The organism is Desulfohalobium retbaense DSM 5692 (assembly GCF_000024325.1).
In the GTDB taxonomy this organism is placed as follows: domain Bacteria; phylum Desulfobacterota; class Desulfovibrionia; order Desulfovibrionales; family Desulfohalobiaceae; genus Desulfohalobium; species Desulfohalobium retbaense.
On the sequence record NC_013223.1, the window covers coordinates 200,351 to 225,996 of the forward strand.

The 25,646-nt window shown below is 59.2% G+C and carries 21 protein-coding genes; 7 read left to right on the forward strand and 14 right to left on the reverse strand.

The window, feature by feature from the left end:
- Window positions 1-89 precede the first annotated feature (89 nt).
- Complete coding sequence (locus DRET_RS00785) at window positions 90-1,100, forward strand: alpha-hydroxy-acid oxidizing protein (RefSeq protein WP_015750618.1); 1,011 nt, start codon at window positions 90-92, stop codon at window positions 1,098-1,100.
- Window positions 1,101-1,113: 13 nt separating this feature from the next.
- Window positions 1,114-1,911, forward strand: a complete 798-nt coding sequence (locus tag DRET_RS00790; protein WP_015750619.1) for a sulfite exporter TauE/SafE family protein — start codon at window positions 1,114-1,116, stop codon at window positions 1,909-1,911.
- Window positions 1,912-2,453: 542 nt separating this feature from the next.
- Here DRET_RS00790 and DRET_RS00795 read toward each other — a convergent pair.
- The 4 genes from DRET_RS00795 to cbiQ all read right to left on the reverse strand — a co-directional run bounded on the left by DRET_RS00795 (window position 2,454) and on the right by cbiQ (window position 5,426).
- Window positions 2,454-2,963, reverse strand: a complete 510-nt coding sequence (locus DRET_RS00795; RefSeq protein ID WP_015750620.1) for a GNAT family N-acetyltransferase — start codon at window positions 2,961-2,963, stop codon at window positions 2,454-2,456.
- A gap of 177 nt (window positions 2,964-3,140) precedes the next feature.
- Window positions 3,141-3,923, reverse strand: coding sequence for a sirohydrochlorin cobaltochelatase (locus DRET_RS00800; RefSeq protein WP_015750621.1), 783 nt, complete (start codon window positions 3,921-3,923; stop codon window positions 3,141-3,143).
- The gene (locus DRET_RS00805; RefSeq protein WP_041282112.1) at window positions 3,920-4,666 is read right to left on the reverse strand and encodes an energy-coupling factor ABC transporter ATP-binding protein; all 747 of its coding nucleotides are present in this window, start codon (window positions 4,664-4,666) and stop codon (window positions 3,920-3,922) included. The genes DRET_RS00800 and DRET_RS00805 overlap by 4 nt, the downstream gene beginning before the upstream one ends.
- A gap of 1 nt (window position 4,667) precedes the next feature.
- On the reverse strand, window positions 4,668-5,426 hold the full coding sequence (gene cbiQ / locus DRET_RS00810; RefSeq protein WP_015750623.1) for a cobalt ECF transporter T component CbiQ: 759 nt from the start codon (window positions 5,424-5,426) through the stop codon (window positions 4,668-4,670).
- Between the two features lie 190 nt (window positions 5,427-5,616).
- Here cbiQ and DRET_RS00815 point away from each other — a divergent pair, with 190 nt between their 5' ends.
- The 3 genes from DRET_RS00815 to DRET_RS00825 all read left to right on the forward strand — a co-directional run bounded on the left by DRET_RS00815 (window position 5,617) and on the right by DRET_RS00825 (window position 8,292).
- Window positions 5,617-6,756, forward strand: coding sequence for a glycoside hydrolase family 3 protein (locus DRET_RS00815; protein WP_015750624.1), 1,140 nt, complete (start codon window positions 5,617-5,619; stop codon window positions 6,754-6,756).
- A 116-nt stretch (window positions 6,757-6,872) separates the two neighbouring features.
- Window positions 6,873-7,838, forward strand: a complete 966-nt coding sequence (locus DRET_RS00820) for a 4Fe-4S dicluster domain-containing protein (protein WP_015750625.1) — start codon at window positions 6,873-6,875, stop codon at window positions 7,836-7,838.
- Window positions 7,831-8,292 (forward strand): (Fe-S)-binding protein, encoded by a 462-nt coding sequence (locus tag DRET_RS00825; RefSeq protein WP_015750626.1) that lies wholly within the window; start codon window positions 7,831-7,833, stop codon window positions 8,290-8,292. The genes DRET_RS00820 and DRET_RS00825 overlap by 8 nt, the downstream gene beginning before the upstream one ends.
- Window positions 8,293-8,687: 395 nt before the next feature.
- Here the strand turns inward: DRET_RS00825 and DRET_RS00830 are convergent, their stop codons facing one another.
- Together DRET_RS00830 and DRET_RS00835 are read right to left on the reverse strand one after the other, a co-directional pair.
- Window positions 8,688-9,329 (reverse strand): cytochrome b/b6 domain-containing protein, encoded by a 642-nt coding sequence (locus DRET_RS00830; protein WP_015750627.1) that lies wholly within the window; start codon window positions 9,327-9,329, stop codon window positions 8,688-8,690.
- A complete protein-coding gene (locus DRET_RS00835) occupies window positions 9,322-10,995 on the reverse strand; it encodes a tetrathionate reductase family octaheme c-type cytochrome (RefSeq protein WP_015750628.1) in 1,674 nt (557 codons plus the stop codon). The genes DRET_RS00830 and DRET_RS00835 overlap by 8 nt, the downstream gene beginning before the upstream one ends.
- 357 nt (window positions 10,996-11,352) lie before the next feature.
- Between DRET_RS00835 and DRET_RS00840 the strand changes: the two genes are divergently transcribed.
- Window positions 11,353-12,741 (forward strand): sigma-54 interaction domain-containing protein, encoded by a 1,389-nt coding sequence (locus DRET_RS00840; RefSeq protein ID WP_015750629.1) that lies wholly within the window; start codon window positions 11,353-11,355, stop codon window positions 12,739-12,741.
- A gap of 194 nt (window positions 12,742-12,935) precedes the next feature.
- Here the strand turns inward: DRET_RS00840 and DRET_RS00845 are convergent, their stop codons facing one another.
- The 7 genes from DRET_RS00845 to DRET_RS00875 all read right to left on the reverse strand — a co-directional run bounded on the left by DRET_RS00845 (window position 12,936) and on the right by DRET_RS00875 (window position 22,076).
- Entirely contained in the window at window positions 12,936-13,160 is a 225-nt protein-coding gene (locus DRET_RS00845) for a ferredoxin (RefSeq protein WP_015750630.1), read from the reverse strand.
- Between the two features lie 285 nt (window positions 13,161-13,445).
- Complete coding sequence (locus tag DRET_RS00850; protein ID WP_015750631.1) at window positions 13,446-14,555, reverse strand: VOC family protein; 1,110 nt, start codon at window positions 14,553-14,555, stop codon at window positions 13,446-13,448.
- A 101-nt stretch (window positions 14,556-14,656) separates the two neighbouring features.
- On the reverse strand, window positions 14,657-17,602 hold the full coding sequence (locus tag DRET_RS00855) for an NAD-glutamate dehydrogenase domain-containing protein (protein ID WP_015750632.1): 2,946 nt from the start codon (window positions 17,600-17,602) through the stop codon (window positions 14,657-14,659).
- A 176-nt stretch (window positions 17,603-17,778) separates the two neighbouring features.
- Window positions 17,779-19,176: a M23 family metallopeptidase gene (locus DRET_RS00860; RefSeq protein ID WP_015750633.1), complete on the reverse strand. Its 1,398-nt coding sequence runs from the start codon at window positions 19,174-19,176 to the stop codon at window positions 17,779-17,781.
- A 43-nt stretch (window positions 19,177-19,219) separates the two neighbouring features.
- Complete coding sequence (locus DRET_RS00865) at window positions 19,220-19,447, reverse strand: MoaD/ThiS family protein (protein ID WP_015750634.1); 228 nt, start codon at window positions 19,445-19,447, stop codon at window positions 19,220-19,222.
- Between the two features lie 226 nt (window positions 19,448-19,673).
- On the reverse strand, window positions 19,674-20,294 hold the full coding sequence (locus DRET_RS12795; RefSeq protein ID WP_015750635.1) for a hypothetical protein: 621 nt from the start codon (window positions 20,292-20,294) through the stop codon (window positions 19,674-19,676).
- Window positions 20,295-20,339: 45 nt separating this feature from the next.
- A complete protein-coding gene (locus DRET_RS00875) occupies window positions 20,340-22,076 on the reverse strand; it encodes an aldehyde ferredoxin oxidoreductase family protein (RefSeq protein ID WP_015750636.1) in 1,737 nt (578 codons plus the stop codon).
- A gap of 581 nt (window positions 22,077-22,657) precedes the next feature.
- Between DRET_RS00875 and DRET_RS00880 the strand changes: the two genes are divergently transcribed.
- Window positions 22,658-25,018, forward strand: coding sequence for a GGDEF domain-containing protein (locus tag DRET_RS00880; protein WP_015750637.1), 2,361 nt, complete (start codon window positions 22,658-22,660; stop codon window positions 25,016-25,018).
- A 60-nt stretch (window positions 25,019-25,078) separates the two neighbouring features.
- Here the strand turns inward: DRET_RS00880 and DRET_RS00885 are convergent, their stop codons facing one another.
- Window positions 25,079-25,336: a hypothetical protein gene (locus DRET_RS00885; protein WP_015750638.1), complete on the reverse strand. Its 258-nt coding sequence runs from the start codon at window positions 25,334-25,336 to the stop codon at window positions 25,079-25,081.
- Window positions 25,337-25,646: the final 310 nt, after the last annotated feature.

Genomic DNA, 25,646 nt, shown 5'->3' on the forward strand with positions numbered 1-25,646 from the left:
TTGAAGCCAGGGGGATGTCGGAGCCTATATGTGTCATGTTCAAAACAGGACCGGCTGAGATGTCGGTCCGTTGGAATGGAGGATCTGGTATGAAAGAGATCAAGGATACGGCCAGAGAGTTGATGAAAGGGTACTGCCGCGTCTGCCGTGTTTGTGACGGGAAGGCGTGTGCCGGTGAGGTGCCTGGCATGGGAGGATTGGGAACCGGGAGTGCCTTCCAATCCAATGTTACGGCATTGGCCGAGAAGCAGTTCAATATGCGGCTGCTCCACGAGGTCACCGAACCGGATACGAGCGTGGAGATGTTGGGCCAGACCCTGGATATTCCCGTGCTGGCTGCGCCCATCGGCGGCGTGTCCTTTAATATGGGCGGCGGCGTCAGTGAAGGGGAGTATATCCGTGCCGTCGTCAACGGGTGCAAGGCCGAAGGCACTCTGGGATGCGTTGGCGACGGCGTGCCCCCCTTTATCCACGAAGAAGGGTATGCGGCTATAGCGGAAGCAGGCGGCGCTGGGATCCCCTTTATCAAGCCCTGGGAAGACGAGGAATTGTACGAAAAAATGCGCAAGGCCGCTGACGCCGGAGCGTCCATCGTCGGCATGGATGTCGATGCCGCAGGACTGATCACGCTGCGGAAGATGGGCCGCCCGGTGTCCCCCAAACCGGCCCATGAACTGCGCAAAATTCGGGAAACGACTTCCATGCGGTTCATCATCAAGGGGGTCATGACACCGGACGAAGCCAAGCTCGCTGTAGAGGCTGGCGCTGACGGTATCGTGGTCTCCAACCACGGCGGCCGCGTACTGGACCATACACCGGGCGTTGCGGAGATCTTGGCCGGGGTCGCCGATGCTGTGCAAGGGCAGACCGCGATTCTGGCTGACGGCGGCGTCCGCACCGGGGGGGACGTCCTGAAGATGCTCGCCCTGGGTGCTGAGGCGGTCATGGTTGGCCGTCCCATCTCCATTGCCGCTGTGGGGGGGCTGGAAGACGGGGTGCGCGCCGCGTTGCAGCAAATGCGCACCGAACTCAAACAGGCTATGGTCCTGACCGGGACCGCGCGCGCTTCAGCCGTGCAGCCGCAGATCCTGCACAGCTGAGCGGAGGACTCCAATGATAACTGCTTTTGTGATGTATATTGCTCTGGGTGCCTTTGCCGGGGTGCTGGCCGGTCTCCTGGGGATCGGCGGCGGGCTCGTCATTGTGCCCATGCTGACGTTCATGTTCACGGCGCAGGGATTGCCCGATGCCTATATCCTGCACTTGGCCCTGGGGACGTCGCTGGCGACCATCCTGTTCACCTCCATCTCCAGTCTGCGGGCCCACAACCAGCATGGAGCGGTGAAGTGGCCAGTCTTCTGGCGCATCGCGCCGGGGATCATCTTTGGCACCTTTCTGGGGTCCTGGATCGCCGCGCAATTGTCCACGGACTTTCTCAAAGGATTTTTCGCCTGCTTTCTGTTTTATGTCGGCATTCGCATGCTGCGCGGCAGCAAACCCAAGCCGTCCCGGCAATTGCCCGGAACGCTCGGGATCTTCGGGGCCGGTAGCGGGATCGGGGTTTTTTCCAGCTTAGTCGGCATCGGCGGCGGGACGCTCTCGGTGCCTTTTCTTGTCTGGTGCAACGTGACCATGCATAAGGCTATCGGGACTGCGGCCGCCATCGGTTTTCCTATTGCCGTGGCCGGCAGTCTGGGATACCTGGTCAACGGCCTCGGCACAGAGGTTCTGCCCTGGTATTGTCTGGGGTTTATCCATATCCCAGCCCTTTTGGGCATTATTCTGGCCAGCGTTTTGACCGCGCCGGTGGGGGCGCGGTTGGCGCATAAACTGCCGGTGGCGCGGCTGAAAAAGATCTTTGCTGTGCTGCTGCTCTTTGTCGGATTGCGCATGCTCTGGACCCTGTTCTGATTGTGTCAGGCATGTTGCGGCGCGTTTGACACCGCCCCCTCTCACCTGTGCTTTTTGGTGGGAGGGGGCGTTTTGTGTTGGATGGGGTGAAAATTGTTCTCGGGCCGGGTCCGGAATTTTGCCCCTGGCCTGGAAAAAGGCGCGTGGTGTGGTTAGGGGGCGTAGCCAGGCCAAGCGGTCTGCGTCGTTGTTCCGTGCGCGTGTATTCCCGGGCGCAGGAGATTTCCAGGCCGTGTGCAAAACCCCCGGACCCGGTGTGGTGCTTCTTTTCCTGGGCCGGGTCCGGAATTTTGCCCCCGGCCTGGAAAAAGGCGCGTGGTGTGGTTTGGGGGCGTAGCTAGGCCAAGCGGTCTGCGTCGTTGTGCCGTCCGCGTGTATTCCTGGGCGCAGGAGATTTCCAGGCCGTGTGCAAACCCCCGGACCCGGTGTGGTGCCTCTTTTCCTGGGCCGGGTCCGGAATTTTGCCCCTGGCCTGGAAAAAGTCTGTTCGAAGGCGGTTCAGGATTCCTGCCTGCCGCGAAATTGGCCGTGGGAGAGGAATTCTATGGGGCTGACGGGAGCGTCTTGTCCAGGAGGTAGTCGTCCATGACAAAGCCGTGGCCAATGTCCTGGCAGATTTCCCGGCGGTGGGAAAACCCCATTTTTTCGTAGGCCCTGATGGAGGCGTGATTATTCTTGTTCACCGTGAGCCAGATGTATGGCGTGCCGAGCTCACGGCAGACCGATTCCACATGGTCCAGGGCGAAGCGGCCTAATCCGCAGCCGCGCCGGTCGCGCCGGATATAGATCTTGCTCAGAAAGAGTTCTCCCGCGGCGGTGTCTGGCACGACGCCGATATAGCCGACAGCTTGGCCTTTTTCATAGACCAGATCGTAGCGGGCCCCGGTGTCGATCTGAGCGGCAATGGCTTCGCGACTCTGAAATTTGGGAACCATGTACTCGACCTGAGCGGGGCCGATGATCGGTGTGTAGTGCTCATGCCAGATTTCGTGCGCCAAGGCTGCTACCCGGGCGATGTCGGCAGCGCTCTGAACGCAATGGATGTGGGGCATAGAGGAACTCCTTGCGATGAAAGAGGGGAATCTGGAGCCGTGAACTAAAGCCGGAATTGTGCCCTCAGCCTGGGAAAAGTATCTGGGCGGCGTTGGGGCGGGCCCAGCGTCCAGGCAAGGCCATGTGGCTCTCTGTATTGGCCATACCGGCGCCGGAGAGCCTCTTGGCTGCCGTTCTTACCCGTTCGTAACGACTTCTGCCAACCGCTCCAGCCACAGCCGGGTCACGGCTGGTTTTTCCAGAAGTCCTCTGAGCTCAGCTTGGGGAGCGAATCCGGCCGCCGTCAACCGTGACCGCCATGAGGTCGGTTCCTCCCCGGCCAAGTCACGTTGGGCGTGGGTGCCGATCAAGGTCAGCAGGGGGATGAGTCGTAATTGGGGCGTGCCGGGGTCCAGGCGTTGGAGCAGGTCGTCGAGTGTCGGCCAATACTCCATGCTCCCGAGCAGGATCCGCGGCTGACGCCAGGCGAGCCAGTGGGCCAGGGCTACATACAGGGCGTGTCCTGGTTCGGGCGAGCCGTGGGCCATATAGACGAGCTGGTTTTCCAGTCCCGGCGCTCCGTCTTCAGCGAGGAGCGCTTCTCCCAGGCGTGCGACGGAGGCAGGTTCCCACAACAGCGGTGCTGTGACGTGGCAGTCCGGTTTCTCCGGCAGATGGGCCAAGGCCCTGACGGTTTGCCGGATCGTTCCGTACTCTTTGCCCGGGATGACCTGTAAGGGGTGGACAATGATGCGTGTCGTGGCTTCCTGGCTCAACCTGGTGAGTACGGCGGGGAGACTGTCCACCGAGCCGCCCGCGTTTCTGCGCAGGGAACGCATGCGTTTGGAGAGAAACGCCCAGTGGATATCAGCCTGGGGAAAACGGTCCTGCACCGCCTCCTGATAGGTCCGCAGGGTTTCCAAGCCCCGTTGGCTGGCAGTGCCGAAGGTGGTGCAGACAATGGCGATCGAAGCGGTCATGAGGGGCTCGAGTCTCCGTGTTTGTGCGGCACACCGCCGCGGACATGGGCGTGGACATGGCTGTGCAGGGTGACATTGCCGTTGCATTCTAGTTGCCCGGCGTGCAATTCGCACAGCCGTGAGGTGGTCTGGTCCAAAAAGTCCCAATCGTGAGAAACGATAAGCAGAGCTGTGTCCAACCGTTCAAGAATATCGATCAGCCTGTTCCGGGCGTCGTGGTCCAGGTCATTGGTCGGCTCGTCAAGCAAAAGAGCCTGCGGGCGCATGGCCAAAACCGTTGCCAAGGCGACGAGTTTTTTTTGCCCCCCCGAAAGCGTGTGGGTCATGGCCTCGGCCAAAGCGGTGAGTTCGAGGTCGGCCAGGGTTTCCAGGGCTCTTGTCCGGGCGTGTTCCCGGGACAGGCCGAGGTTGCGGGGGCCGAAGGCCACGTCTTCCAGCACGGTGGGGCAAAAGAGCTGGTCGTCGCTGTCCTGGAAGACAAAACCGATATGCTGGCGCAACGTCCGCCAGTCCTCGCGGGTGTGGATCGGGCTCCCGGAAAAAAACACGTTCCCGTGCTGCGGCGCCAGCAGCCCCATGATCACCCGGAGCAAGGTGGTTTTCCCGGAGCCGTTGGGGCCGATGAGGCCGATGCGCTCCTGCGCCGGGAGAGAGAATTCCAGATCATTGAACAGCGGAGTCGTATGCCCGGGGAACCCGAAACGGATGTCCTGCAGTCGAACCAGTGGGGAAGGCGCACTCATATCAGCCACGCAGCAAGACCTCCCAGCCCACAAGGCCTCCGGCGAGGGCGATGCAGGAAAGAGCCAAGATCCAATCCGCAGGCCGCATCAGGGAGGCGGTCAATGGATGGAACCGGCCGGTGAAGCCGCGCAGAAGCATGGCCTGGTAAATCCGTTGGGAGCGGTCGAAACTGCGGACGAAGACTTGGGAGAGCATGTGACCGAGTGTTGTGTAGGTGCGGCGGTTGGTCCCCGGGGAAAAACCGCGGAGTTGGGCAGCGCGAAAAAGGCGCTGCCATTCTTCGGCGATGACATGGATGTAGCGATAGGTGAACAGCAACAGAAAAACGAGTTTATCCGGAAGGCGCAATTGGTGCAAGCCGCGGCCGATTTCAGGTATGCTGGATGTGGCCAGCAAAACCACGAGAAATCCGGTAATGGCATTGGCCTTGAGGGTGATGGCCAAGCACAGAAGCAGCCCGTCGCTGCTGAGTTGCCAGGTGTGCGGAGCCCATATGTGCTCTTGGCCATAGGTCCACGGCAGGACCATCCAGAGAAAGAGGAGGAAAAGGTTCACGGCGGCGAAGCGTTTCGCGAGGTCGCGCCAGGGAAGTTGGGCGGCGAACAGGGCTGTCGCGGCACCGCCGGTGGCCAGGATCAGTGGCGGAAAGGATTGGCACAGGGCAATAGCCCAGGCTACAGCCGCCGCGGAAAGGATTTTGGCCCGAGGGTCGCGGCGGTGGAAAAAGGAATGGCCGTGGTGTAATGTTTCCTGAAGCACGCAGAAACGATAGGTTTTTTAGGCCAATTTGTCTACGGCGGGCGCCAGGAACCCACAGGCTCGGTGTCCGAAGAGGAACTGTTTTGGCGTAGGAAACACGGGGAAACGGTTTGGACAATGAGGTCCTGTGGATTGAATTCCAGCAGGAAATCCGCTGCGACGGCGGTACAAAGGAAAAAGCGAGGTTGGGATGGGAAAGAGGTTTGCCCGGAAGGTCGGGTTGCTCGGTATGGTGGTTGGGTTGCTGATGGCGACGGTGACGGCCTCTGCGGCTGCGTCACCCAGCCTAGAGGCTATGGTCGGCCAAATGCTCATGATCGGCTTTCGAGGCACGACTTTTGAGGCCAAAAGTCCCCTCGGCGAGGCGATTACAGAGGGCAATCTGGGCGGTGTGGTCCTTTATGGCCGAGATGTGGCCCTGAACAAACCGATGCGCAATATCCGCTCCGCCGCCCAACTGCAGGCGTTGACCGCTGACCTTCAGGACCACGCCCGGATTCCGCTTTTCATTGCCGTTGATGAGGAGGGCGGTCAGGTCAGCCGCCTCGCCCCTCGGTTTGGCTTTCCCGAGACTGTCACGGCGGCGACGTGGGGCCGACGCAACGATCCAGCCTGGACCAGGCGCGGGGCCAGGGCTATCGGGCAGCGGCTCCGGAACCTTGGGTGCACCATAAATCTCGCGCCGGTGGTTGATCTGAACACGAACCCCGACAATCCGGCTATCGGCAAGCTGGAACGGAGTTTCGGGGCCAATCCGGACACCGTCACGCGCCAGGCGGCTGCGTTTATCCACGGGCTGCACGACGCCGGCATTCTGGCCTGCATCAAGCATTTTCCAGGTCACGGCAGCGCGTATAACGATTCCCATCTGGGGTTGACCGATATCAGCACGACCTGGTCGCCCAAGGAATTGGAACCCTATAAACGGCTCGTCGACCGGGGACTGGCAGACGCTGTGATGACCGCCCATGTCTTTCATGCCGGATTGGATCCGAAGGTGCCGGCGACGTTGTCGGCCGAGATCATTCCCGATATTCTGCGCCGGGAGATCGGGTATGAGGGGGTGGTGATCAGCGACGATCTGCAGATGGGGGCTATTCGCCAGTCATTTTCGCTGCGGCAGACGGTGCGCCGGTGTCTGGAAGCGGATGTGGATATTTTCCTGTTCGGCAATAACCTGGAGTATGAGCCGTTTGTCTGGCGCCGTGTCCAGCGGATCGTGCGGGACCTTGTCGATCAGAACATTGTCTCTCGCTCCCGCATCGAGCGCTCCTACGAACGAATCCAAAGGCTTAAAGAGCGGATGGACCTGTTTCAAGGGAGATCGTGAATCGGCTCGGTGGACAGAATGGTCCGTTGTTCTGATCGGAACGGATATTGCTTCGTATTGCGAGTGTGGTAGATTGTTGCCAAACCATTCGTGAACGGATCAAGGAGAAGCGAGTCATGCCAACAAAGCTCTCGCGACGGAATTTTTTAAAATCCCTTGGATTGGGAGCTACGGCGGCGGTAATGCCGTCGACCTTTGCCGCAGCAGCCCGGGGCGAAGAACTGGCGACCCTGCTGGATCTTTCCAAATGCGTCGGCTGCGAAAACTGTGTCTACGCCTGCAAGGAGGTCAATCAGGACAAGTTTCCTGAGCCGGAAAAACCGTTTCCCACAATGTATCCCAGCCGGGTTCCGGTCCAGGACTGGTCGGACAAGCGCGAGGTCAAAGACCGGCTGACTCCCTACAATTGGTTGTATATCCAGACCGCGTATGTCGATTACGGCGGCCAGTCCTGGGAGATCCATGTCCCCCGTCGGTGTCTGCACTGCCAGAATCCGCCCTGCGCCAATCTCTGCCCCTGGGGGGCCGCCCGCAAACAGGACAACGGGATCGTGCGGATTGACGAGGCCATTTGTCTCGGCGGATCCAAATGCAACAAGGTCTGCCCCTGGCACATCCCGCAGCGCCAGACCGGGGTGGGGCTGTATCTGGATCTCTTGCCCAGCCTCGCCGGCAACGGGGTGATGTACAAGTGCGACCGGTGTTTCGACCGCATCGCCGAGGGGAAAGTCCCCGCCTGTATCGAAGCCTGCCCCTTTGATGTCCAGACCATTGGACCGCGCAGTGAGATCGTGGCCGAGGCCCATCGCCTGGCTGAAAAGATGCCGGGCTTTATCTACGGCGAGCATGAAAACGGGGGCACGAATACGCTCTATGTCTCCCCCGTGCCCTTCGATCGACTGAACGCAGCTGTGCAACAGGGGGCCGGTCAGCCCGATCTCGAGCCACACCCCGATATGCTTTCTTCGGAAACCAATCTGGCCAAGGCGATGCTCATCGCCCCGGTGGCCGGTCTTGCCGCAGGGGCCCTGCACGCCGTACGCTTGGTCCAAAACGAGACCAAGGAGGACACCGATGACTGATCCCCGCGTCTCCTTCTGGTATCGGCTGGGGGTGAAGCTGCTCGTGGCGGTGCTTGCCGTATCGGGCTTCGCGCAGATGCCGATATTCAAGCGGTATTATATTGCTGACATCCCGGGCCTGGGCTGGCTGGCCCAATTCTATACCACGCATATCGTTCATTATGTGGCAGCTGCCATCTTTCTGGCGCTGGTGGGGTATGTGCTCGCTCGCTATTTCCTGCAATGGAAGCGGGATTTCAGGCTTCGCTCCAGTGCCTGGCCGCGGATTTTTCTCTTCGCTGTGATTATCGGGACCGGGGCATTGCGTGTGGCCAAAAATCTGCCCGATGTCCATTTTGATCCGACCACGACGATGCTCCTGGATTGGGTGCACCTTTTTGCGGTCATCATTCTGGGCCTGGTGGCTCTGCCCATCTGGATCGTCAGGCGTAGCGGATACCTTCAGCCGCGATAGACCCCTTTTTCCATGTCCTGGATTTATGCCCGTGCGACGCGTTTGGCGTGGGGGCAGTCTCAGGGCTTGCGGAAAATATATAAACGCCCCGGTTTGCCCCAGCGCAATCCGGGGCGTTCGTTTTGAGAAGGTATAGCGTGGCTACGGCCCGAGAGGGTCCACGATTCCAGCCTGGGCCCGTGAAAATCGTTTCGTCATCCGCTCTCTGGTCCGGGCAAAACTTTCGGAGCAGATCCTTTAAAGTCGTGAAAATTTCGGCGCTGTCGAGGGAAGGAGAACGTCCCAGTCCAGTCCATGGACATTTCGGGGCTGGGTATTGCGCGTAGGGGCAAGGGGCAGGAACCAGCCCCCGCCGCCAAGGAGGCGACGGGGGCGGTTGGAGGGGTGGAGAGGGGTTATTTTTTGTATTCCCATTCCCCGACGCTGGCCGGGTCATGGACTTCTTCCCATCCGGTGATCATGGCCTTGGTGTGGGCTAGCACCGTGTGGCCCGTGGTCGTCATATAGATATGGGTGATGACGAAGACGAGCATGGCGAAACCACCGATAGTGTGCAAAATGGCTACCCCGGACAGGCCCCAATCAAGCCCGAGCTGGTCCCAACTATTGTAGAAATAGTAGAGGTAGCCGGTTATGAGTTGGAAGGGGACCAGCACGGAGACGATCCCCAGATAGGTCAGCCGCTGCAGAGGGTTGTGTTTGGTCCGTTTGGTCTTGGGCACAGGGTGTGGTTTGCCTTGAAAAATGCCGAAGGCATAGTACCAGGCCACTTCCAACACCTTTTTGTAGGTTGGCGTATACTGACGCCATTCACCAGTCGTGATCATCCAGAAGACGATGAAGGCGTACAGGACAAGCCAGGTCCAGGCACAAAAGTTGTGCACGGTGAAAGCGCGTTCGAATCCGAGCAGGGTGTACGTCCCGTGGATTTCAAAGCCGGTGACCAGCAGGATCAGGATCAACAGCGCCTGCGCCCAATGCCAGAACCGCTCGAATCGAGCGTAGAGGTACATCTTTTGCGGTCTCTCGTTATTCATGCCCGGCTCCTCCGTTGGTTTGGCGTTTCTTGGCGAATCTGCGCCGCAACGCCGCATGGATGCCAACCCCGCCCAGCGAGCCGATCACGGCTAACCAGCCGATGGTGTCAACGAGGACATTTTTATCGCGTCCGGGCATGTAGAAGCCGGTCAGCTGGGCCAAGCGAGCGTTGTCCGCGTGGCATTGGTTGCAAGCCAAGGAGTCTTCCTTAGGGGCGACCATGTGGGTGATGGGGAAGTGGTATTCGGTTTCAATGAAATCGAATTCCCCGCTGTAGGGCAATCCCATGTAGTCCATGCCCGCCGTAATGGCCCGCTGCCAATCATAGGATTTCCAGTAGGCGTTTTTGTCTTTGCCGAAAAGGTGGACATTGACGAACTTGTTCAGTTTGGTGTCATAGGGCTGTTTAGCGCGGTGGATCTTGAAGGGGTAGATCAGAGCCCTGGGATCTTCACGAGATCCCTGGACTTTGTTCAATTCAATGGGCGCATTGGCCGGATCGAATTTTTCGGTGAACAACTGGTATTCCAGGGAGCCGTTGAACCAGTCGTATTCCGGAACCACATTCTTTTCCCAGCGAAACTCCCCTTTCTTGCCGTGGTAGGAGTGCTTGCCGTATTTGCCCTCGGTGAGGATCGGTTTGCCTTTTTCGTTGAGGCGACCGGCCTTGGACCAGTCCCACCACATCTTGGTCGGGTTGACCCGGGCAAATTCCGGGATATGGCAAGATTGGCAGGCAACCATGTCCGTGTGGTCGTTGGCCTTGTGCCCCGGCTTGTGGGGCGTGGTCGTGTGGCAGGAGACGCAGGAGATGCGTTTGATCTGGTCGTCATCGATAAGGCTTTTGCGTTCTTCGTAGGCGGGCTTTTTATAGCACCGGCCGGCAATGGAGTGGGCTTCCGTGGTGTGGCAACGAACACAAGTAAAATCCCCGCCCTCTTCGCTCATGTGGACGTCGAGTTGCTGGGAGGGATTGTACAGGGAACTGTCCAGGTCGCCATGCTTCACGCCGTCGCCGCCCCCGCCGTAGAAGTGGCAGGTGCCGCAGTTTTTACGGTCCGGCCGCCCCACGCTCTGGGCGACCTTGTTCCAGTTCGGCGGATAGAACATTTTGCCCCCGAACTTTTTGGGCTCCGAGACTGGATGGCCAGCCCCGGTGGGGAATTTTTTATAGGTCCCGGTCTGTTCGTGGCAGACGAGACAGTCGACATTTTTTTCCGAGGTGAAATCAAAATTCTTGTCTTCCCAGCCGTACCCGGCGTGACAGGATGTGCAACGAGCCTCGTTGCTTTTGATGGACATTCAGAAGTTGTTCATACTGACGCCGTTCTTGCCCATCTCCTTATTGGGATCGGCCGGGCAAATCCAGGTCCAGTGGATGGTTTCGTGGAACTGGAGAGCGGCCTCGTTGTGACAGGTCAGACACGCCTCTGTGACTTCGGGGCCTGATTCGAAATCTTTTTGCAGGATTTTGTGCTTTGAGTGGTCAGCGGTGATCCATCGCTTGGGCGCTTCGACGACTTTGCGGGCTTCGGCCGCGCCGTAGTCTTTGTCCACGCTTTGCTGCTGGTCCTCCACAGCGGCCAGCCCCGTGGTGCTCCAGAGGAGCAGGACTGCCAGGCCAAGCCACGCCACGCGCAGTGGTGCTGGTCGGTTGAAGTGCATGGTTCCCTCCAGTTTGTGATTGTGATGCTACCGCATCAAATGCCCCTCTCCTTTGGTGAGAGAATCTTCTATTTTTTACAAAGCATATCCCCAGGAAAAATGGAACCCCTTTGGCCGGGAAATCACAAAAAAATCAGCTGCTCCGCTTTGTCGGGGGATGCCTCGAAAGGTGCCACAGCGCCGTTACTCCCAGCCGGTTGTATAAGGATAAGCAATTTATATGCCTGAAATTGTCGGTTGGCGAGTCTCGACCGCCGTGCGGTCGCGGGAGAGAGAGGAGAGGGGATACTGGTTGGCTGGAGGGGGCTTTACAGGGTGTTTAAACACATGTTTAAACATTGTGTACAGGAGGAGCCCATGACATTGCCGTTGCCCCAGTCACATCCGTTTTTCGAGGATGTGGTGAACACCATGCAGGAAGGATTGTTGATCGTGGCCCCGGACGGAACCATCCAGATGGTCAACGAGGCTTTAACGCATATCCTTGGCTATGAACGCGAAGAATTGCTCGGTCGTTCCTGTGCGGTCTTGCAGTGCGATCAATGCCAGGCGGCCCGCGGCCAGGGGGGCGCGCACTGGTGCCGTCTGTTTGCCCAGGGTCTGGAGCGCAAACGGAGGTGTACGGTCCGCCGGAAGGACGGCCACCTGGTACCGGTTCTGAAGAGTGCTTCGTTGCTCAGGCACAACCAGGAGGTTGTTGGGGCGGTGGAGACCGTGACCGATATTTCCCTTCTCGACCGCCACGAGACGGCCATCAAAGACCTTGAGCGGGCCTTGGACCGGGAATTTTGCGGTATGGTCGGCACGGCTCCGGCCATGCGTCACCTGTTTTCCTTGCTGGAAAAAGTGGCCCAAAGCGAAGCGCCGGTGATGGTGCGCGGCGAATCCGGAACCGGCAAGGAACTGGCGGCCCGGGCCGTGCACGAGTGCAGTCCGCGGCGCGAGGGACCGTTCATCCAACTCAATTGCGCCGCTCTCAATGAAGCTCTTTTGGAAAGCGAGCTTTTCGGACACGTCAAGGGCGCCTTTACCGGGGCCTATAGGGCTCGGCCGGGTCGGTTTGAAGTGGCGACGGGCGGGACGCTTTTTCTGGATGAAGTGGGGGATATTCCGCTCTCGGTCCAGGCCAAGCTGCTCCGGGTGCTGGAGACCAAGCAGATTGAACGGGTCGGTGACCACCGGCCCATTGAAGTGGATGTGCGGATCGTTTCGGCCACAAACCGTGATCTGGACCGTCTTGTTGCTGAGGGCGAGTTCAGGGAGGATCTGTATTACCGGATCAACGCCCTGCCGGTGGCCATGCCAGCCTTGCGGGAGCGTCCAGAGGATATCCCCTGGCTGGCTAGCCATTTCCTTGGTCTGGTCCGGCAAAATAGCGGCAAGGCGCTTACCGGACTGACCCCGGAGGCTCTGCGCTCTGTGGTCGCTTACCCTTGGCCGGGCAATGTCCGAGAGCTCAAAAGCGCTCTGGAGTACGCCAGTGTTCTGGCCGAAACTGGCCGTTTAAAGACGGAACACCTCCCGCCTCATATTACGGCAGCAAACCCATCAGCACAGCCGGCTGCAAGCCATTCCGGGGAAGAAACGGCTGATGCGCAGCGCCAGGCGTTGATAGAGGCCTTGCGGCAAAGCGGTGGCAACCAGAGCCGGGCTGCGCAATTGTTGGGGGTCTCCCGGGTGACCGTTTATAACCGGATGCGCAAATACGGTCTCACGGTGCAGACAGTGGTCGAAAGCCGGCACTGAACCAGCGAGGCAAGATGCCCTGTGGCCAAAAAGCCTGGTCCCGGGCCGGGGTCGCCATGCGGCATCCCGGCCCGGGACCAGTTCGTTGCGATTCTTGAGCGTTTTCTGTTTGCGGTCACCCGGCACGGGCCCCGAAGGGCCGCTGGGTCGCTGTTTGCTTCAGAGGCGCCGGGCGGACGTCTTCCAGGCCTGGTTCAGGAAGTCGATTCGGGAGGATATTCGACGTGGATGCACTGGGTCGGACAGCAGATGATGGCTTCGTTCAGGCAGTCCGGAATCGGATCGGGCAAAGGCTCACGCACCACAGCGAGGCCGGTTCCGTCCTGCATGGCAAAACATTCCGGACAGACCTCGGCGCAGCTCTCGCAACCGGTGCAGCCGATGGGGTCTATGGTGATTTCAGGAGTCGATGTGCTCATAAAGCGTCTCGGTCTACTCTCCATGTGAGGGTTTTCCCTGGATCTGTGAGTCGCTTGAGCTGATGGTGCCTGGAGCCCGGGAAGACGAGCGTTGCCGCAGGCTTGGGGCAGGCGTTTCGCCAGGCCGCAGGTTCCATCCCGGAAGCGGTGTGTGCAAGTGAGTGTCACAGATACAGGTGTTTTTTATGGAATTTCGAGGCCCGCTCCAGGTGCTCACACCTGGAGCGGGCCTCGTTGCCGTTTGTGGGGGAAAGCCCCTTGTTTCAGACCAAGCAATCGGTTTTGCTATTGCCGGCCGGTGGCTTCGGTGAGCGTGGTCACGTTCGATTTAGTGAAAAAGCCGTCAAAGTCCCCGTAGCGATGGATGTATTCGTTGACCAGCAGGGTGTATTTCGACGGCATGGTGAATGTTTGCTGCAGGCCTTCCTCCTCGGAGCCGACCAGTTCGACCAGGAAGCGCATGCCGTCGCGCTCCAGGGCGTCATACGTGGCGTCGATATTGTCAGTGGCAAAGGCCATGTGGTGCACCCGGCGCCCGTAGTTGACGATGAACTGCTCCGTCGGGCCGGCTGTTTCCGGTCCGGTGGCAGCGGCAATGCCCGAAGTGAAGACCATGGCGAAGTCGGTATCCGACAAGCGGGCCACATTGGTGATGGAGTTCAAGGAATCGACGTAGATGGCGAAGTCGAAATTGTAGTTGGTCAACTCCATGAATTCCAGAATGGCCTGGTCCCGTTCTGCCGCCGTGACTCGGGTGGCGCAGTGGTCCAGTCGCCCGATATTGTCCAAATGGGCCAAGGCCGGTTTCTCCGGAAGTGCTGCGGCTGGCTCGGCCTGTGCTGCAGCCAGGCTGCCACCCGGGTTTTTCCATTGGATAAAACCCAAGGAGTTGTTCGTGAACCGCGAGGGCCTGGTCTGGATAAAGTCGTAATCCGGGTATTGCTGGATCTCTTCGGTCATGAAGGCGACGCCCCGGTCGCGCTGCAACCGGACATATTCGGCAAGGTCTTCGGTGCGAAAGACAAACGTTTCCAGCCTGGTATTGGGCAAAAACCGGGATTTGGGGTTCATGTTCAGGTCCCAAAACGGATTGTCCCCCTGGAGTCTGGTCTGCAGGATCAGATCAGGGGAGTTTGCCGCCTGCAGACGGCTGATCCGCCGAGTGGCCTCAGCAAAGCATTCCCCGGCCTGCATGCCGGTGGTGCGCAACAGTTCAGCCACCGCCCGTTCGTGCATCTGCGGTTCGGTGTTGATGATGACCCCTTCCAAACCGCCGACCAGGCCTTCCAGGCCTTTTTGTTGCCGCATTTCGCGGATGGCCTCGGCGTCTTCGGCCAACCGGACATCGTTTTGGGAAAATTGGTCCTGGATCTCTTCACTGGATGGATGCTGCATGATGTGTCGTGCTCCTTGTGCGGTAGCCCGGCGGGACCGCTGTGCTCTCTTGACGCATATCTGTCGGGCCGGGTTCCGGTAGGGCCGCGACAGGTCGTGATTCATTCGTCGAGGCCGAGGTGCCGCGCGGTCAGGTATTTCCGTCCCATGTTCTGCAAGATGGCGGTCATGTCTGTTGCATTGGCCGCACCGGAATCCTTGAGTTGGCCTAAGTAATCGGTGAGTCGGGCTTCTTGTTCCAAATAGGCTGTGGCGACGTCAAAGATGTCGCGCACGCTGCTCAGTTCGCGGAGCCAGCCCAATCCTTCCCGGTACACGATGCGCGAGGCGAGCGCCGCGCCAAGCAGGGCCCAGCAATGACGCTCTGGCAGCTCGCGGACAAGGCGCGCGCCGTGTTTTTCCACCAGGACAGGGGGACAATAGTCGAAGAGGCATTGGCGGAGAAGAGGGGCCTTGTTCAGGTCGCCCCCCCTGGAGACCAGGCTGTGGGCGATGGTGTCCCCGAGCTGATTGATTTCTTCGGACAAGCGCACAGTCAGGTCGGTCAAGGGCTGGGTCCCGCCGCGCCATGTGTATTCCTTGAGCAGCAACCGCGCCTCGTCGCGGGCCCGCTGTTTCAGGATCTCCAAAACCTCTTCGATATAAGGTGTCTTGATCTCCATAAACGCTGCGTCGTCCAGGAGCAAGCCGGCGAGAATCTCATACGAAGAGGCGATGACCCCGGTTTTATTGGCTGAAGAGCCGTGAACGATCAGAACACCGGCGGCCTGGAGATGGTCGCGGGCCACGGGGGAGAGGAAAATATTCGCCCCCTCGACAATGGCCTTGGCTGAGGGACGTTTCCGGCTGTCCAGAAACCGGTGCCAGTTTTGTTCGTTGATGGTTTCCGGCCGTCCCCCGCAAGGCAGAAAGACATCGGCTTGGACCGTGTTGTGCAGTTCGTCCCGGATGCGGATATTTTCCGGGGTGTCGGCCTCTATGACAAAGGCCTGGGAGTCGGAAAGGCGCTCCGGGTTGAATTGGTGCGCCCGTTCCCCGGCCTCGATCAGACGCAGCAGTTCGGTGTGGTCCAGCCCTGCGGGATCATAGGCCGCTCCGTGGCCATCGGAGATGGAGAGGATGCGGGCGTGTTCCTGGTAGCCAGCAATCAGGAAGCGCATGGCGTTTGAGGCCACATCTCCGGCCGGTCCGCCGGTCATTTTGAGCGTAAAATCGGTGTGTGCCGGGTCCAGTCCGAGCGACTTGAGGACCTCTTCCACAAAGACGACTACGCCGAGGCTGGTGACTCCGTAAGCCTTGTGGTTGATGCCGGCCTCGGGTTTGGAACTCATGAAGGCCGCAGGGTAGCGGTAGCCCCGGTGCTTGGCCCGGTTCACGGCCCAGGTGATATGCTCGGGGGTGATGTGCTCGTCGGGACCGAGATAGATGATTTCCCGTCGCTTGAGGTAGTCGATCACATCGGGCAGCACGAGTTCCTGCTCGGTGCAGACGATGAGGTCCAAAAGGGCATCGATCATGGCCCGCCATGTAAGATTGATCTCGCCACCTGGTTTCAGCAGCAAGACCGCCTTGGATCCTCCCTCAGGTATATCCTTGTTTTTGTATTGCTGGGCCCAGGCCAGGCCGGTGACTTCGTCCAGAAGCCGGTTGCTTTCGAGTTTGTATTGTTCCTGGGTGTTGGTCGGCACCAGGCGGACACCGCCGCGGGCGATATCCCGGTAGCGGACATGAAAACCGGAAAAGCGCGGTCCATGAAAATAATAAACACCGAAAGGCGTTTCCTTGTCTGGGTACAGGGCCCCGAGTTCACGAGGATCGAGGCGGAAGGCCAGTCCGAGGCGTCGGGGGACAAAAGCATTCGTGCGCAGTGTGCTTTTGAAGAAGGTGAAGAGCGTCTTGAAAATGGTTCGGGTGGTTTCGTCGAAAATGTCGTGCAGGCCTTGACGGACGTTGCCCTCGCGAAGGGAGAGAAGGTCCTCTCGTTCATTTTCTGCTGGATCGAATCGGGCCTGGAAGTACCGCAGGAGGTCTTCAGTGAGGTCGAAATTGTCTTGGACGACCTTGTGGATCCGTTCCAGGGTATAGGCGTAGACATCCCGTTTGACCAGGACATGGTGGACGAAGTCGCAGGCCGCTTGGAGCAAGGCGACGTCGGCCAGCGGCCACTGCCGTTGGGCGGCGAACCACTCCAGGGCGTCAGGGGCGTACCATTTGACCATCCGTAATTCCTGGAGCAACCGGTCCCAGGAACAGCTGAGTCCGTTTTGGGCTTCGCATTGGAGATAGAGACTGATGATCGCGGCGCTGTCGCGGTCCTGGGGGGCGAAGAGATCGGCATAGGCGCGGCGGGTGTTCACACCCATGCGCTGCAATGTTTTCATGATCTCCAAGAGCAGCCCGCATCGCGGCGGATTGTTCATGGCCAAGGTAATGCGATCCTCGCCAGGATAGACCTCGGTTTCCAATTGGACCATGACCCGCTCGGTTCCGGCGATGTCCTGGATCAGCTTGAAATGGCGGGCCGCACGACCGGGTTCGAATTTTTCGACATAGTCGCTCGAAGCGCAATCCAGGAATTGGAGAAAGGGCTTTTTCTCCTGACTGGAGATGAGACGGTTGTGTTCGAGTTCGACAGCCAGCGGGGTAAAATCGTGGTTCTGCGTTGAGGTGGGCTGCGCCGAGGCGAGATGGAACGTATCGAGTCGGAGCGATCCGTCAAAGCTGGGGTAGATGCGCGCGGTCTGGATCTTGTACTCTTTGAGTTGTTCCAGGGCGTGGATGAGGTTGTCGAGGTCCGCTCCCGGCGAGATATAGGTGATTCGCGTGCCGCAGGGGCTTTTGAGCTGGACGCTTTGATTGTCGGTGGTGACCTGCCCGGTGATGATGGCTTGAAGATGCCGGAGTTGTTCGGCTGGGGAGTGGGTCTTGAAATAGTATTCGTGCATGTTCTGGTAAAACCAGGGCACGACGTGATCGGCCAAGGAGGCCAGGCTGTCCTTGACCTGCTGGAGGGTGGCTTCCTGTTCCGGTTGTTCGGCGCCAGACATCGGCGGGCTCCTGCGGACTGAGGGGGTAGCCGGCTTGGGGGGCCGGAAAGGGGAACCCTGGCCGGAGCACACTCCCGGAATCGGGTTCGCAAGGAATTTACGGGGTCAGGGACCTTTTTGCCGCCGCACTTGAGAGGGGTGAACAGGCTGCGAGAAGCGGTCTTGACTCCAGTCAGTTACGGGGTCTCGGCCGTGGCCAGGTATTGCTGTTCCGCCTGCTGAAGTTGGGCGAGCAACGGTTGGATGTGGGCCTGGAATCGTTCTTTCTCTTCGCTGGGAACCGGTTCGCACGGGGGAGACTCCACCTTGAGCGGATTGACATACGTCCCGTGTTTTTTCATGCGAAAATCGAGATGGGGGCCGGTGGAGAGTCCGGTGCTGCCTACATAACCGATGACCTCCCCCTGCCGGACTTTTTGGCCGGTCCGCAGATTGCTGGCAAAGCGACTCATATGGTTATAGACCGTGACATAGCCGTTGGGATGGCGGACCTTGACGTACCGGCCCGCGCCTTTGGCGTAGGAGCGAGTCATGATAACACCGTCACCTACGGTTTTGATAGGGGTGCCAGTTCGGGCCGCGTAATCGATGCCGTGGTGGGGGCGGCGGATTTTGAGCACGGGGTGCAAGCGGTTGTTGGAATACCCTGAGGAGATGCGGGTGAAGGAAAGCGGTGCCTTCAAAAAGGCTTTGCGTACCGATTGTCCGCGGGCATCGAAATAGGAGCCTTCTCCCTGGGTATCCTCGTACCAGAAGGCCTGAAACGTTTTGCCTTTATTGGTGAAACTGGCGGCCAGAATCCGGCCGTATCCGCTGTGCTTTCCTTTGCGGTACCGTTTTTCCACAAGGGCGGTGAAATGGTCTCCCTGGCGCAGATCCCGGACGAAATCGACATCCCAGGCAAAGATTTCTGCAAGCAACAACGCGAATTCCGGCTCTTCTCCGGCTTCAGAGACTGCCGTGTACAGGCTGGAGTGTATAGTTCCACTGACCAAGGTTTTCCTGGTTTCGTAGGCGATCGGTTGTTTGGCAACGCAAAATTCGCCGTCCTGCTTTTCGATCAGCAGCTTCGCCGTTTCGTTTATCTCATAACTGAGCTGTTTGAATTCGCCGTTGCGCGAGGCGATAGTGTAAGGTTGTCCGGCTTTGAGGCGGGTCAGGGGATAGACCTCCTCGCATTGGCGGCTCAAGGCGTAAATCGTGGGTGCTTCGAAATAGTTTGCCAGCAATTGTGTCGCGGTCTGGCCGGGCTGGATGGTCCCCTTGGTCGTTTCCAACGGCGGCAAGGCCGCTTCGGCCCGGGGAGCGGCCATTTGGCTGCCCAGGGAGGGTTCTTTGGCAACTGGTTTGCTGGCAGTCTGCTGTGCCTTGGATGTCTGCTGGGGCTGACCCGCCTGTACCGGCGAGGATGTGTCCTGGAAGTTCGGCTTGGGCGGTTCGTCTTCAGGCAGGGAAATAAGGCTGGCGGCAAACAAAATCAGACCGAGGACAGCGACAATGCCGACCCGCCGCGGAGAGGTCTTCCGGGGACGCTGAAAATGGAGCTTGTGTCGTGAATGCGGGGCAATGCGCATAGGATGCGGTCTCTTTCTCCGTGGAGAGCGTTCGGGGCAGGAATCATCCCCCGCCAACGGCGGGAAAAATCCCAACCCGGTCACCGTCGTGCAACGGAGTCTCAACAGCGACGCTTCGGCTGTTGACAAAGGTTATTTTGACTTCGTCTGGGTCTATTCCAAGCCGATCTATCAGGCTGGCCACGGTTTCTCCCGCGGTCAGGGGGAAGCTTTCTGGATTTTCAGGCTGATAGGCAGAGAGGGTGGCGTAACATTTCACAGTGATGCTCATGGCTTTTCTCCGATACTACCGGCTACGCGACAACGGATATTGGGGCGTTGGTCCCCTGCGAGCGTTTTTGGGGAGTTGGGCCAAGCCTGATCCCGGTTGAGCGTTGGCATGGAGTACTTTTGGTGTCAAATACTGGGTCTGGGCGCAAAACGCAAGGCGTGCTGTGCTTGGAGACCGTATGGGCGGGTTTTGAGGATCAACCCAGCCGGGTTCTCCAGTGCCGGGATCAAGAGGGGCTGGTGGGAGACGGGGTCGAGAGCCGGAATTGAATATGTTCCGGCCAAACGGAATTGGTGGCGGTTTGCGGCGAGCAGTCGAGGTCCTGGCCGTCGTACGTCATGCGCAAACAATGGGGCCATAAGGCGTCAGCTGAGGACAGCCATTGGACCCAGTCCGCCCTAGGGAGGATGACCCCGTTTTGCAACAGGTCCGGGCCGACTTCTTTGGCCAGAAAGTTGAACAGTTTGAGGCGGACGAGGACCGGGGCTTCGGACCCTGGTGCCGCCGAGGGCGAACAGGTGTAGGAGATTCCTTCGCGCAAGGCGGCAAACTGTCCACCGCTCCGCATGGTCGCGCCAACGAGACCCGGCATGGCAGCTGAGAGTGCCAATGTAGCGTCTTGATCCAGTGTGGTGTGCGCCGTGTCGTCCACGGGGTGCCCGTCGAGGAAGATGGTCTGGATCCGGGAACGAATATAGTCGGGCTGGAGGTGGCAGGTGTGTTCCAGAAAATCTTGAACAGTGGTGCCACATTGCGGAGCCAGGAAAACGCCGCGATGGTACAGGGGCATGATCACTGTAGGGTCGAGATAGTCAACCCGGATGTGGCATTCAGGAAGATTGTGCATACGCTTTGGTAAAAGGGCCCCGGAAGACCGGGGCCCTCAATTTTTCTACCAGTTGAAAACCGAGTCCAACTCTTCATCGGAGATGTCAAATGTCACATCATGGGGGGAGAGCTTTTCCCGCTTGAAGTAATAGGGCAAGCGGTCGTGGACCTTGGTGAAACCGGCGTTGGTGTTGAAGGCGCGTTCCTGGGTCAGTACGTTTTTGCCCAGAGCAACGACATCGTCGGCCGTCAAAGAAAGGCCGTAGAAGGCGTTGAGCATGTCGATCAGCGCCTGGAAGGTCTCTGGCTGATCCAGGATGGCAAAGGCAGTGAAAACGCACATGCCTGTGGAGTCCAGCGCGGCTGTGGCGACCTGGAGGTCGCGGGAAAGTTCGGCCTGTCCGCCGGACGCCAGGGGATCCTGCTGGCCGGGACCGACCTTGAGGATGTTCGTGGCCACCGCATACCCGGCGGTGTGGTCAGCGCCCATGGGACTGGTGGCGTAGGTGACGCCGACACCTTTGACCGCCCGCGGGTCGTAGGCAGGCATGGCCTGGTTCTTGACAACCGGGGCCCGTTCAATGCCCAGCGCCTTGGCCGTGGCCGCTGTGCCGGCTCCGAGCAAACGTCCAAGGTGGGTCCCTTTGCCGACTTCATGGACCAGGTTGATTGCCCCTTCGGCATCGCCGAATTCGATCAAACCAGCTTCCATGGCCACACCGATGGTGGCGCCCATTTCGATGGTGTCCAGGCCGTAGTCATCGTCCATGAAATCGAGGCGGGCAATGGTGTCCAGGTCGTCGATGCCGCAGTTGCCGCCATGCGACCACACGGTTTCATATTCCGGCTGTTTGGTAACGTAGTTGCCGTCTTTGTCAACAAAGACACCGGAGCATTGGATGCCGCACCCGCGATGGCAGCCATGGGTCGGGTTGCCGCCGCGCTTTTGTTCGATCTCCGCCTGAAGTTCCCCGCTGAGATTGGCAGCACCTTTGTACTGCCCTTCCTTGAAATTATACGTGGGGTAGCCGCCGGCCTCATTGATGATATTGGTCAGGATGTTCGTGCCGTAGGCGGGCAGTCCCTGGCCGGTGACGGCGTGGCCCTTCAGCCCTTCGACGAAGGTCTTGTTGGCCTGCTTGAACGCCTCCTGGTCCTGGGGCTTGCGCATTTTGGCCCCTGTGCCGTCCAGCAGAAGCATTTTCAGCCCCTTGCTGCCCATGACCGCGCCGACGCCACCGCGTCCGGCATGGCGTGAGGGGCGACCTTCAGGGTCAGTGACCGCGATGGTTGAGTTGGCCATGCGCATTTCACCGGCGGTGCCGATGGAGATCATGGTCCCGCTTTTGATGTAATCGTCCTTGAATTTGTTCATCAACTGATAGTTGGTGTGCATTTTCAGGTCGTTGGCTGTCTCGATCTTCACGCCGTCCTGGCTGATGGTCATCTTGTACAGATCCTTCGGTTGGGATCCTTCCAGGACAATGGCGGCATAGCCGAGTTTGGCCATGACCTGAGCGGCTTGCCCGCCGGCATTAGATTCCTTGATGCCGCCGGTCAAAGGGCTTTTGCAGCCAACGGAAAGCCGACCGGAGGTCGAGGCCGCGGTGCCGCTGAGCAGTCCCGGGGACATGACCAATTTGTTTTCTTGGCCCAAGGGGTGGCAGTCAGCCGGGACTTCATTGTGGACAATGGCCGAGGTCAAGGCCCGGCCACCGAGTCCGGCATAGTCACCGAGAGGCTCTTCGGTATATTTCGGGCCGCCGTCGGCACCGAGGTTGATGCGCAAAATCTTATCCATGGGACGTCCTCCATTCTGTGTGATGCATTGCTGAGAAAAAACAGGTCGTGTGAAATTGCTGCCTGCATTTCTCGCTTTTCAAAACTACAGTTCCTTTGTGCTCCTTGCAAGGGAGTTTGTCAATATCAGCGGATAAAATGCAGGCAGCGGTTTTGTTTTGTATGTATTTCTGTAAAAAAATGCATAGAAGCTGAGAAAGAGTAAGGCTTTTATGCATATAAATACATAAAATCATCAGGAAGGGTGCGGCACTCAAGGCGCATTTTTCTGAGTACCAGCGGCTGAACCGAAGGCTGAGAAGTGCTCAAGCCCCCCGGAAAACGGGTAGAGTGCACCAGCGGGTCTCTTTACGGGTCGGCAAAGGGGGCGGTGGTTTTTGAAAAGCGGTAGCTGTCCGATTTGGTCAGAGGCAGTGCTCCCATCGAGCTTGGGCCATGTGAATCGCGAGATTTGCATGCATGGGACAGCGAACTCGTCTCAAGCGGTGGAAATGGAACCGGAAAGCGTATTGTAGCGAAATTGTCACCTCGCGGGCGTATCGTCTCAACTCCTTGAACAAGACCTTCGCGTAGGAGGAATTTATGATACATCTCACTGGGGCTGAGAGCGGTGTGCCCGGAGCGATACCTGCTCATGAAGCGTCCTTTTTGCAGCGTCAAGCCCTCGAACTCATGCATCTTTCTGATTTTCCGCCCACCCAGCCACGAGCGGGTGAACAGGAGGAAACCGTGGAGCCATTCGGAACAATCCTGGGCCGTTGCCGGGGAAGCAAGGGGGCGCATCTGGTCGTGCTCCAGGAGAAAGCGCTTTCTTTGCTGGGGTCGTTATACGGTCAGGACGTTTTGGAAGCGGCCTTGCAACGGGTCGAACACGTCCTGCGTCGTAGTGCGAATACCTTTGCTCCGCCCCCGAATCCCCCGGCCGGCCTTATTCGGTTCGAGGCCGGCGAGTATATTGTGGTCTGGAACGTACCGGAGGCGGCGTCCTGGATTGAGGATGCCGCGTTTGTGTTGCGCATGGCCCTGCAAAAAGAATTGCAGCACCTGTTTGTGCAAAGCCTGGGTAAGCAGGCGCATGTGCGCTCCGGCCAAGCCTCGGAAACCTGCGGCCGGGGGCGGACGTGGGAACGCACCTTCTACCAGGCCCTGGATGCAGCTCGAAGCCGGTGCAGTGTGACCAGCAACCTGGAGAACCTGTCCCTGATGCGCGAGTTTGAATTGCTGGTGGCCGGGAGGACTGTGGAGGCCCATTTCCAACCGATTGTTTCCCTGGTTACGGGACAGACCTTGGGCTGGGAGGCCTTGAGTCGGGGACCTGAGGGATCTCCGTTTCGCTCACCGCAGTTCATGTTCGATTTTGCCGAGGAAAGCGATTCCCTGTTCGCCCTGGAGCGGGCCTGCCGGGCCAGGGCGATTGCCGAGTGCGGCCCTCTGCAAAAGGGACAGAAATTGTTTTTGAACATCCATCCGCGGACCATGCTCGACCCGAATTTTACGCCCGGCCAGACCAAGCGGCTGCTGGCGAATACCGGCTTGGCGCCCGACGATGTGGTTTTTGAAATCACGGAACGACATTCAGTCAAGGATTTCGGCCTGTTTCACAAGGCGTTGGACCATTATCGCAGCCAAGGTTTTAAGGTGGCGGTGGATGATGCCGGGGCCGGGTATGCTGGATTGTGGTCGATTGCCCAATTGCGGCCGGACTATATCAAGGTCGACATGTCTCTGGTTCAGGGGGTGGCCCATGACCCTGTGCGGCGGGCCCTTATGGAGACTTTTGTGGCCTTTGCCGACAAGGTCGGAGCCCGGGTGATCGCCGAGGGGATCGAAAACCATACCGATCTGTCCTCACTGACGGCCATGGGAGTCCATTGCGGTCAGGGGTTTTTATTTGCCCGTCCGGCCGCGCCCCGCCCGGAACCAGCGAATGTTATGGACAATCTGGCCGCACCGGTGCCGAAGCTGCACACCGGTTGCCGTATCCCCCTGGCCAATCTGGTTGACCCAGTGATGCAGGTCGATCAATCGGCCAGTGTCGAGGACGTGCGGCTGTTGATGAAAGAACAGAAGCCGTTGGCCAGTGTGGTCGTGGTGCACCGGGAGCGCCCGGTCGGACTTATTATGAGCCACCATCTCGATCGGCATTTGGCCTCGCGTTACGGGGTAGCGTTGTATTCCAAGCGCCCGGTCACGAATTTGATGGACGGGCAAGCCCTGATTGTCGACGAGAATGAGGCCGTGGAGCGGGTGGCGCAATTGGCTATGGGACGGGAACGGTTCAAGGCGTATGACGATATCATTGTTACCCGCCATGGCCGTCTTCTTGGGGTGGTTTCAGTGCAGCAGATGATCGATGCTATGGCCCAGGCCCAGGTGGAGATGGCCAAAGGCGCCAATCCTCTCACGGGGCTGCCCGGGAATGTGGCTCTGGAGCAGGAAATCGAAACCCGGATGGCCCGGCACGACCCCACGGCCATCGTGTACGCCGATCTGGACAATTTTAAAGTCTACAACGACACCTATGGCTTCAAGCAGGGCGATGAGGTCATTCAGCTCCTGGCCAAGATCTTGGTCTGGGCGGGGAAACGTCACGGGGCAGAAGGAAGTTTTGTGGGCCATATCGGCGGCGATGATTTTGTGCTTCTGGCCCATCCCGATCAGGTGGAACGGATTTGTACCGGCGTGGTGCGCTGTTTCGGGCGCGCAGTCCGAGGATATTATACCCAGCAGGATCGCACGCAGGGCTGTACCCGCGGGGTGGGGCGCGATGGCAGCGTCGCCTGCTTTCCCCTGGTCGCCGTCTCCCTGGGCGTGGTGTTTTGCCACGGACCGTGTCCCATGCAGGTTCTCAGTGAGCGGGCTGCCGAGATCAAACACTACGCAAAAACATATTCCGGAAACAATTATGTGCTGGACCGCCGGGGGGTGCTTGGCGAAGGGTGACCAGGAAGCGCAACAAAGGGGGGAGGAAGCCTTGGGGGCTGGAGGAACTGCTCCCTTCTTTTATCTGGTATGCATGACGTCTTCCAGAAAAGCCTGCCACGCTTGACGTGCAAAGTTCAGGCTTGTGTCTTTCCATCGCCGTCCGCGACGTTCCCAGAAAATCCGAATCGCCTTGCACGACAGACGCCACAGGCTGCGCAGGGTCAGGCCCAAAGCTGCACCGATAGCAGCAAGAGCGGCCCCGAGTTGGCTCCGCTCTTGGCGCAGGGTCAAATCCTCTTCGACGTTTGGGGGGTGGGGTGGCCTTTGCTGGGTCATGGCTGGCTCCTTGGCGGTTGAGCGGGGTGGTGGTCTGAACCGTTCACAATGCTCCCGGGAAGGGGCGTCTCTTTGGTTCAGCCAACGCGCTGTGGCAGAAAACGGGGCAAAAGGCAATCCTGGAATGCCTTGAATTGGCAGCGGGGTGCTTGGAATAGCATGTTCGTGGTGCCCGGTACCGGAATTGGTCCCTCGGCCTGGAAAAAGAGCGTGGGCGCTCTCGTAGCGAGGTGCCGGTGACCCCCAGCAGGGGCGCAGGCATACGTCGCCGATTCTTGGGGCGCTGGAACCACCTTCCAGGCCGGACGCC

What these genes read in the sequence shown, in the direction of transcription:
- DRET_RS00845 (WP_015750630.1), bottom strand. Translation starts at nt 13,160, where the DNA reads ATGAGCACATCGACTCCTGAAATCACCATAGACCCCATCGGCTGCACC.
- DRET_RS12795 (WP_015750635.1), bottom strand. Translation starts at nt 20,294, where the DNA reads ATGCACAATCTTCCTGAATGCCACATCCGGGTTGACTATCTCGACCCT.
- DRET_RS00875 (WP_015750636.1), bottom strand. Translation starts at nt 22,076, where the DNA reads ATGGATAAGATTTTGCGCATCAACCTCGGTGCCGACGGCGGCCCGAAA.
- DRET_RS00785 (WP_015750618.1), top strand. Translation starts at nt 90, where the DNA reads ATGAAAGAGATCAAGGATACGGCCAGAGAGTTGATGAAAGGGTACTGC.
- DRET_RS00790 (WP_015750619.1), top strand. Translation starts at nt 1,114, where the DNA reads ATGATAACTGCTTTTGTGATGTATATTGCTCTGGGTGCCTTTGCCGGG.
- DRET_RS00850 (WP_015750631.1), bottom strand. Translation starts at nt 14,555, where the DNA reads ATGCAGCATCCATCCAGTGAAGAGATCCAGGACCAATTTTCCCAAAAC.
- DRET_RS00880 (WP_015750637.1), top strand. Translation starts at nt 22,658, where the DNA reads ATGATACATCTCACTGGGGCTGAGAGCGGTGTGCCCGGAGCGATACCT.
- DRET_RS00815 (WP_015750624.1), top strand. Translation starts at nt 5,617, where the DNA reads ATGGGAAAGAGGTTTGCCCGGAAGGTCGGGTTGCTCGGTATGGTGGTT.
- DRET_RS00865 (WP_015750634.1), bottom strand. Translation starts at nt 19,447, where the DNA reads ATGAGCATCACTGTGAAATGTTACGCCACCCTCTCTGCCTATCAGCCT.
- DRET_RS00825 (WP_015750626.1), top strand. Translation starts at nt 7,831, where the DNA reads ATGACTGATCCCCGCGTCTCCTTCTGGTATCGGCTGGGGGTGAAGCTG.
- DRET_RS00860 (WP_015750633.1), bottom strand. Translation starts at nt 19,176, where the DNA reads ATGCGCATTGCCCCGCATTCACGACACAAGCTCCATTTTCAGCGTCCC.
- DRET_RS00840 (WP_015750629.1), top strand. Translation starts at nt 11,353, where the DNA reads ATGACATTGCCGTTGCCCCAGTCACATCCGTTTTTCGAGGATGTGGTG.
- DRET_RS00855 (WP_015750632.1), bottom strand. Translation starts at nt 17,602, where the DNA reads ATGTCTGGCGCCGAACAACCGGAACAGGAAGCCACCCTCCAGCAGGTC.
- DRET_RS00800 (WP_015750621.1), bottom strand. Translation starts at nt 3,923, where the DNA reads ATGACCGCTTCGATCGCCATTGTCTGCACCACCTTCGGCACTGCCAGC.
- DRET_RS00820 (WP_015750625.1), top strand. Translation starts at nt 6,873, where the DNA reads ATGCCAACAAAGCTCTCGCGACGGAATTTTTTAAAATCCCTTGGATTG.
- DRET_RS00795 (WP_015750620.1), bottom strand. Translation starts at nt 2,963, where the DNA reads ATGCCCCACATCCATTGCGTTCAGAGCGCTGCCGACATCGCCCGGGTA.
- DRET_RS00830 (WP_015750627.1), bottom strand. Translation starts at nt 9,329, where the DNA reads ATGAATAACGAGAGACCGCAAAAGATGTACCTCTACGCTCGATTCGAG.
- DRET_RS00805 (WP_041282112.1), bottom strand. Translation starts at nt 4,666, where the DNA reads ATGAGTGCGCCTTCCCCACTGGTTCGACTGCAGGACATCCGTTTCGGG.
- DRET_RS00885 (WP_015750638.1), bottom strand. Translation starts at nt 25,336, where the DNA reads ATGACCCAGCAAAGGCCACCCCACCCCCCAAACGTCGAAGAGGATTTG.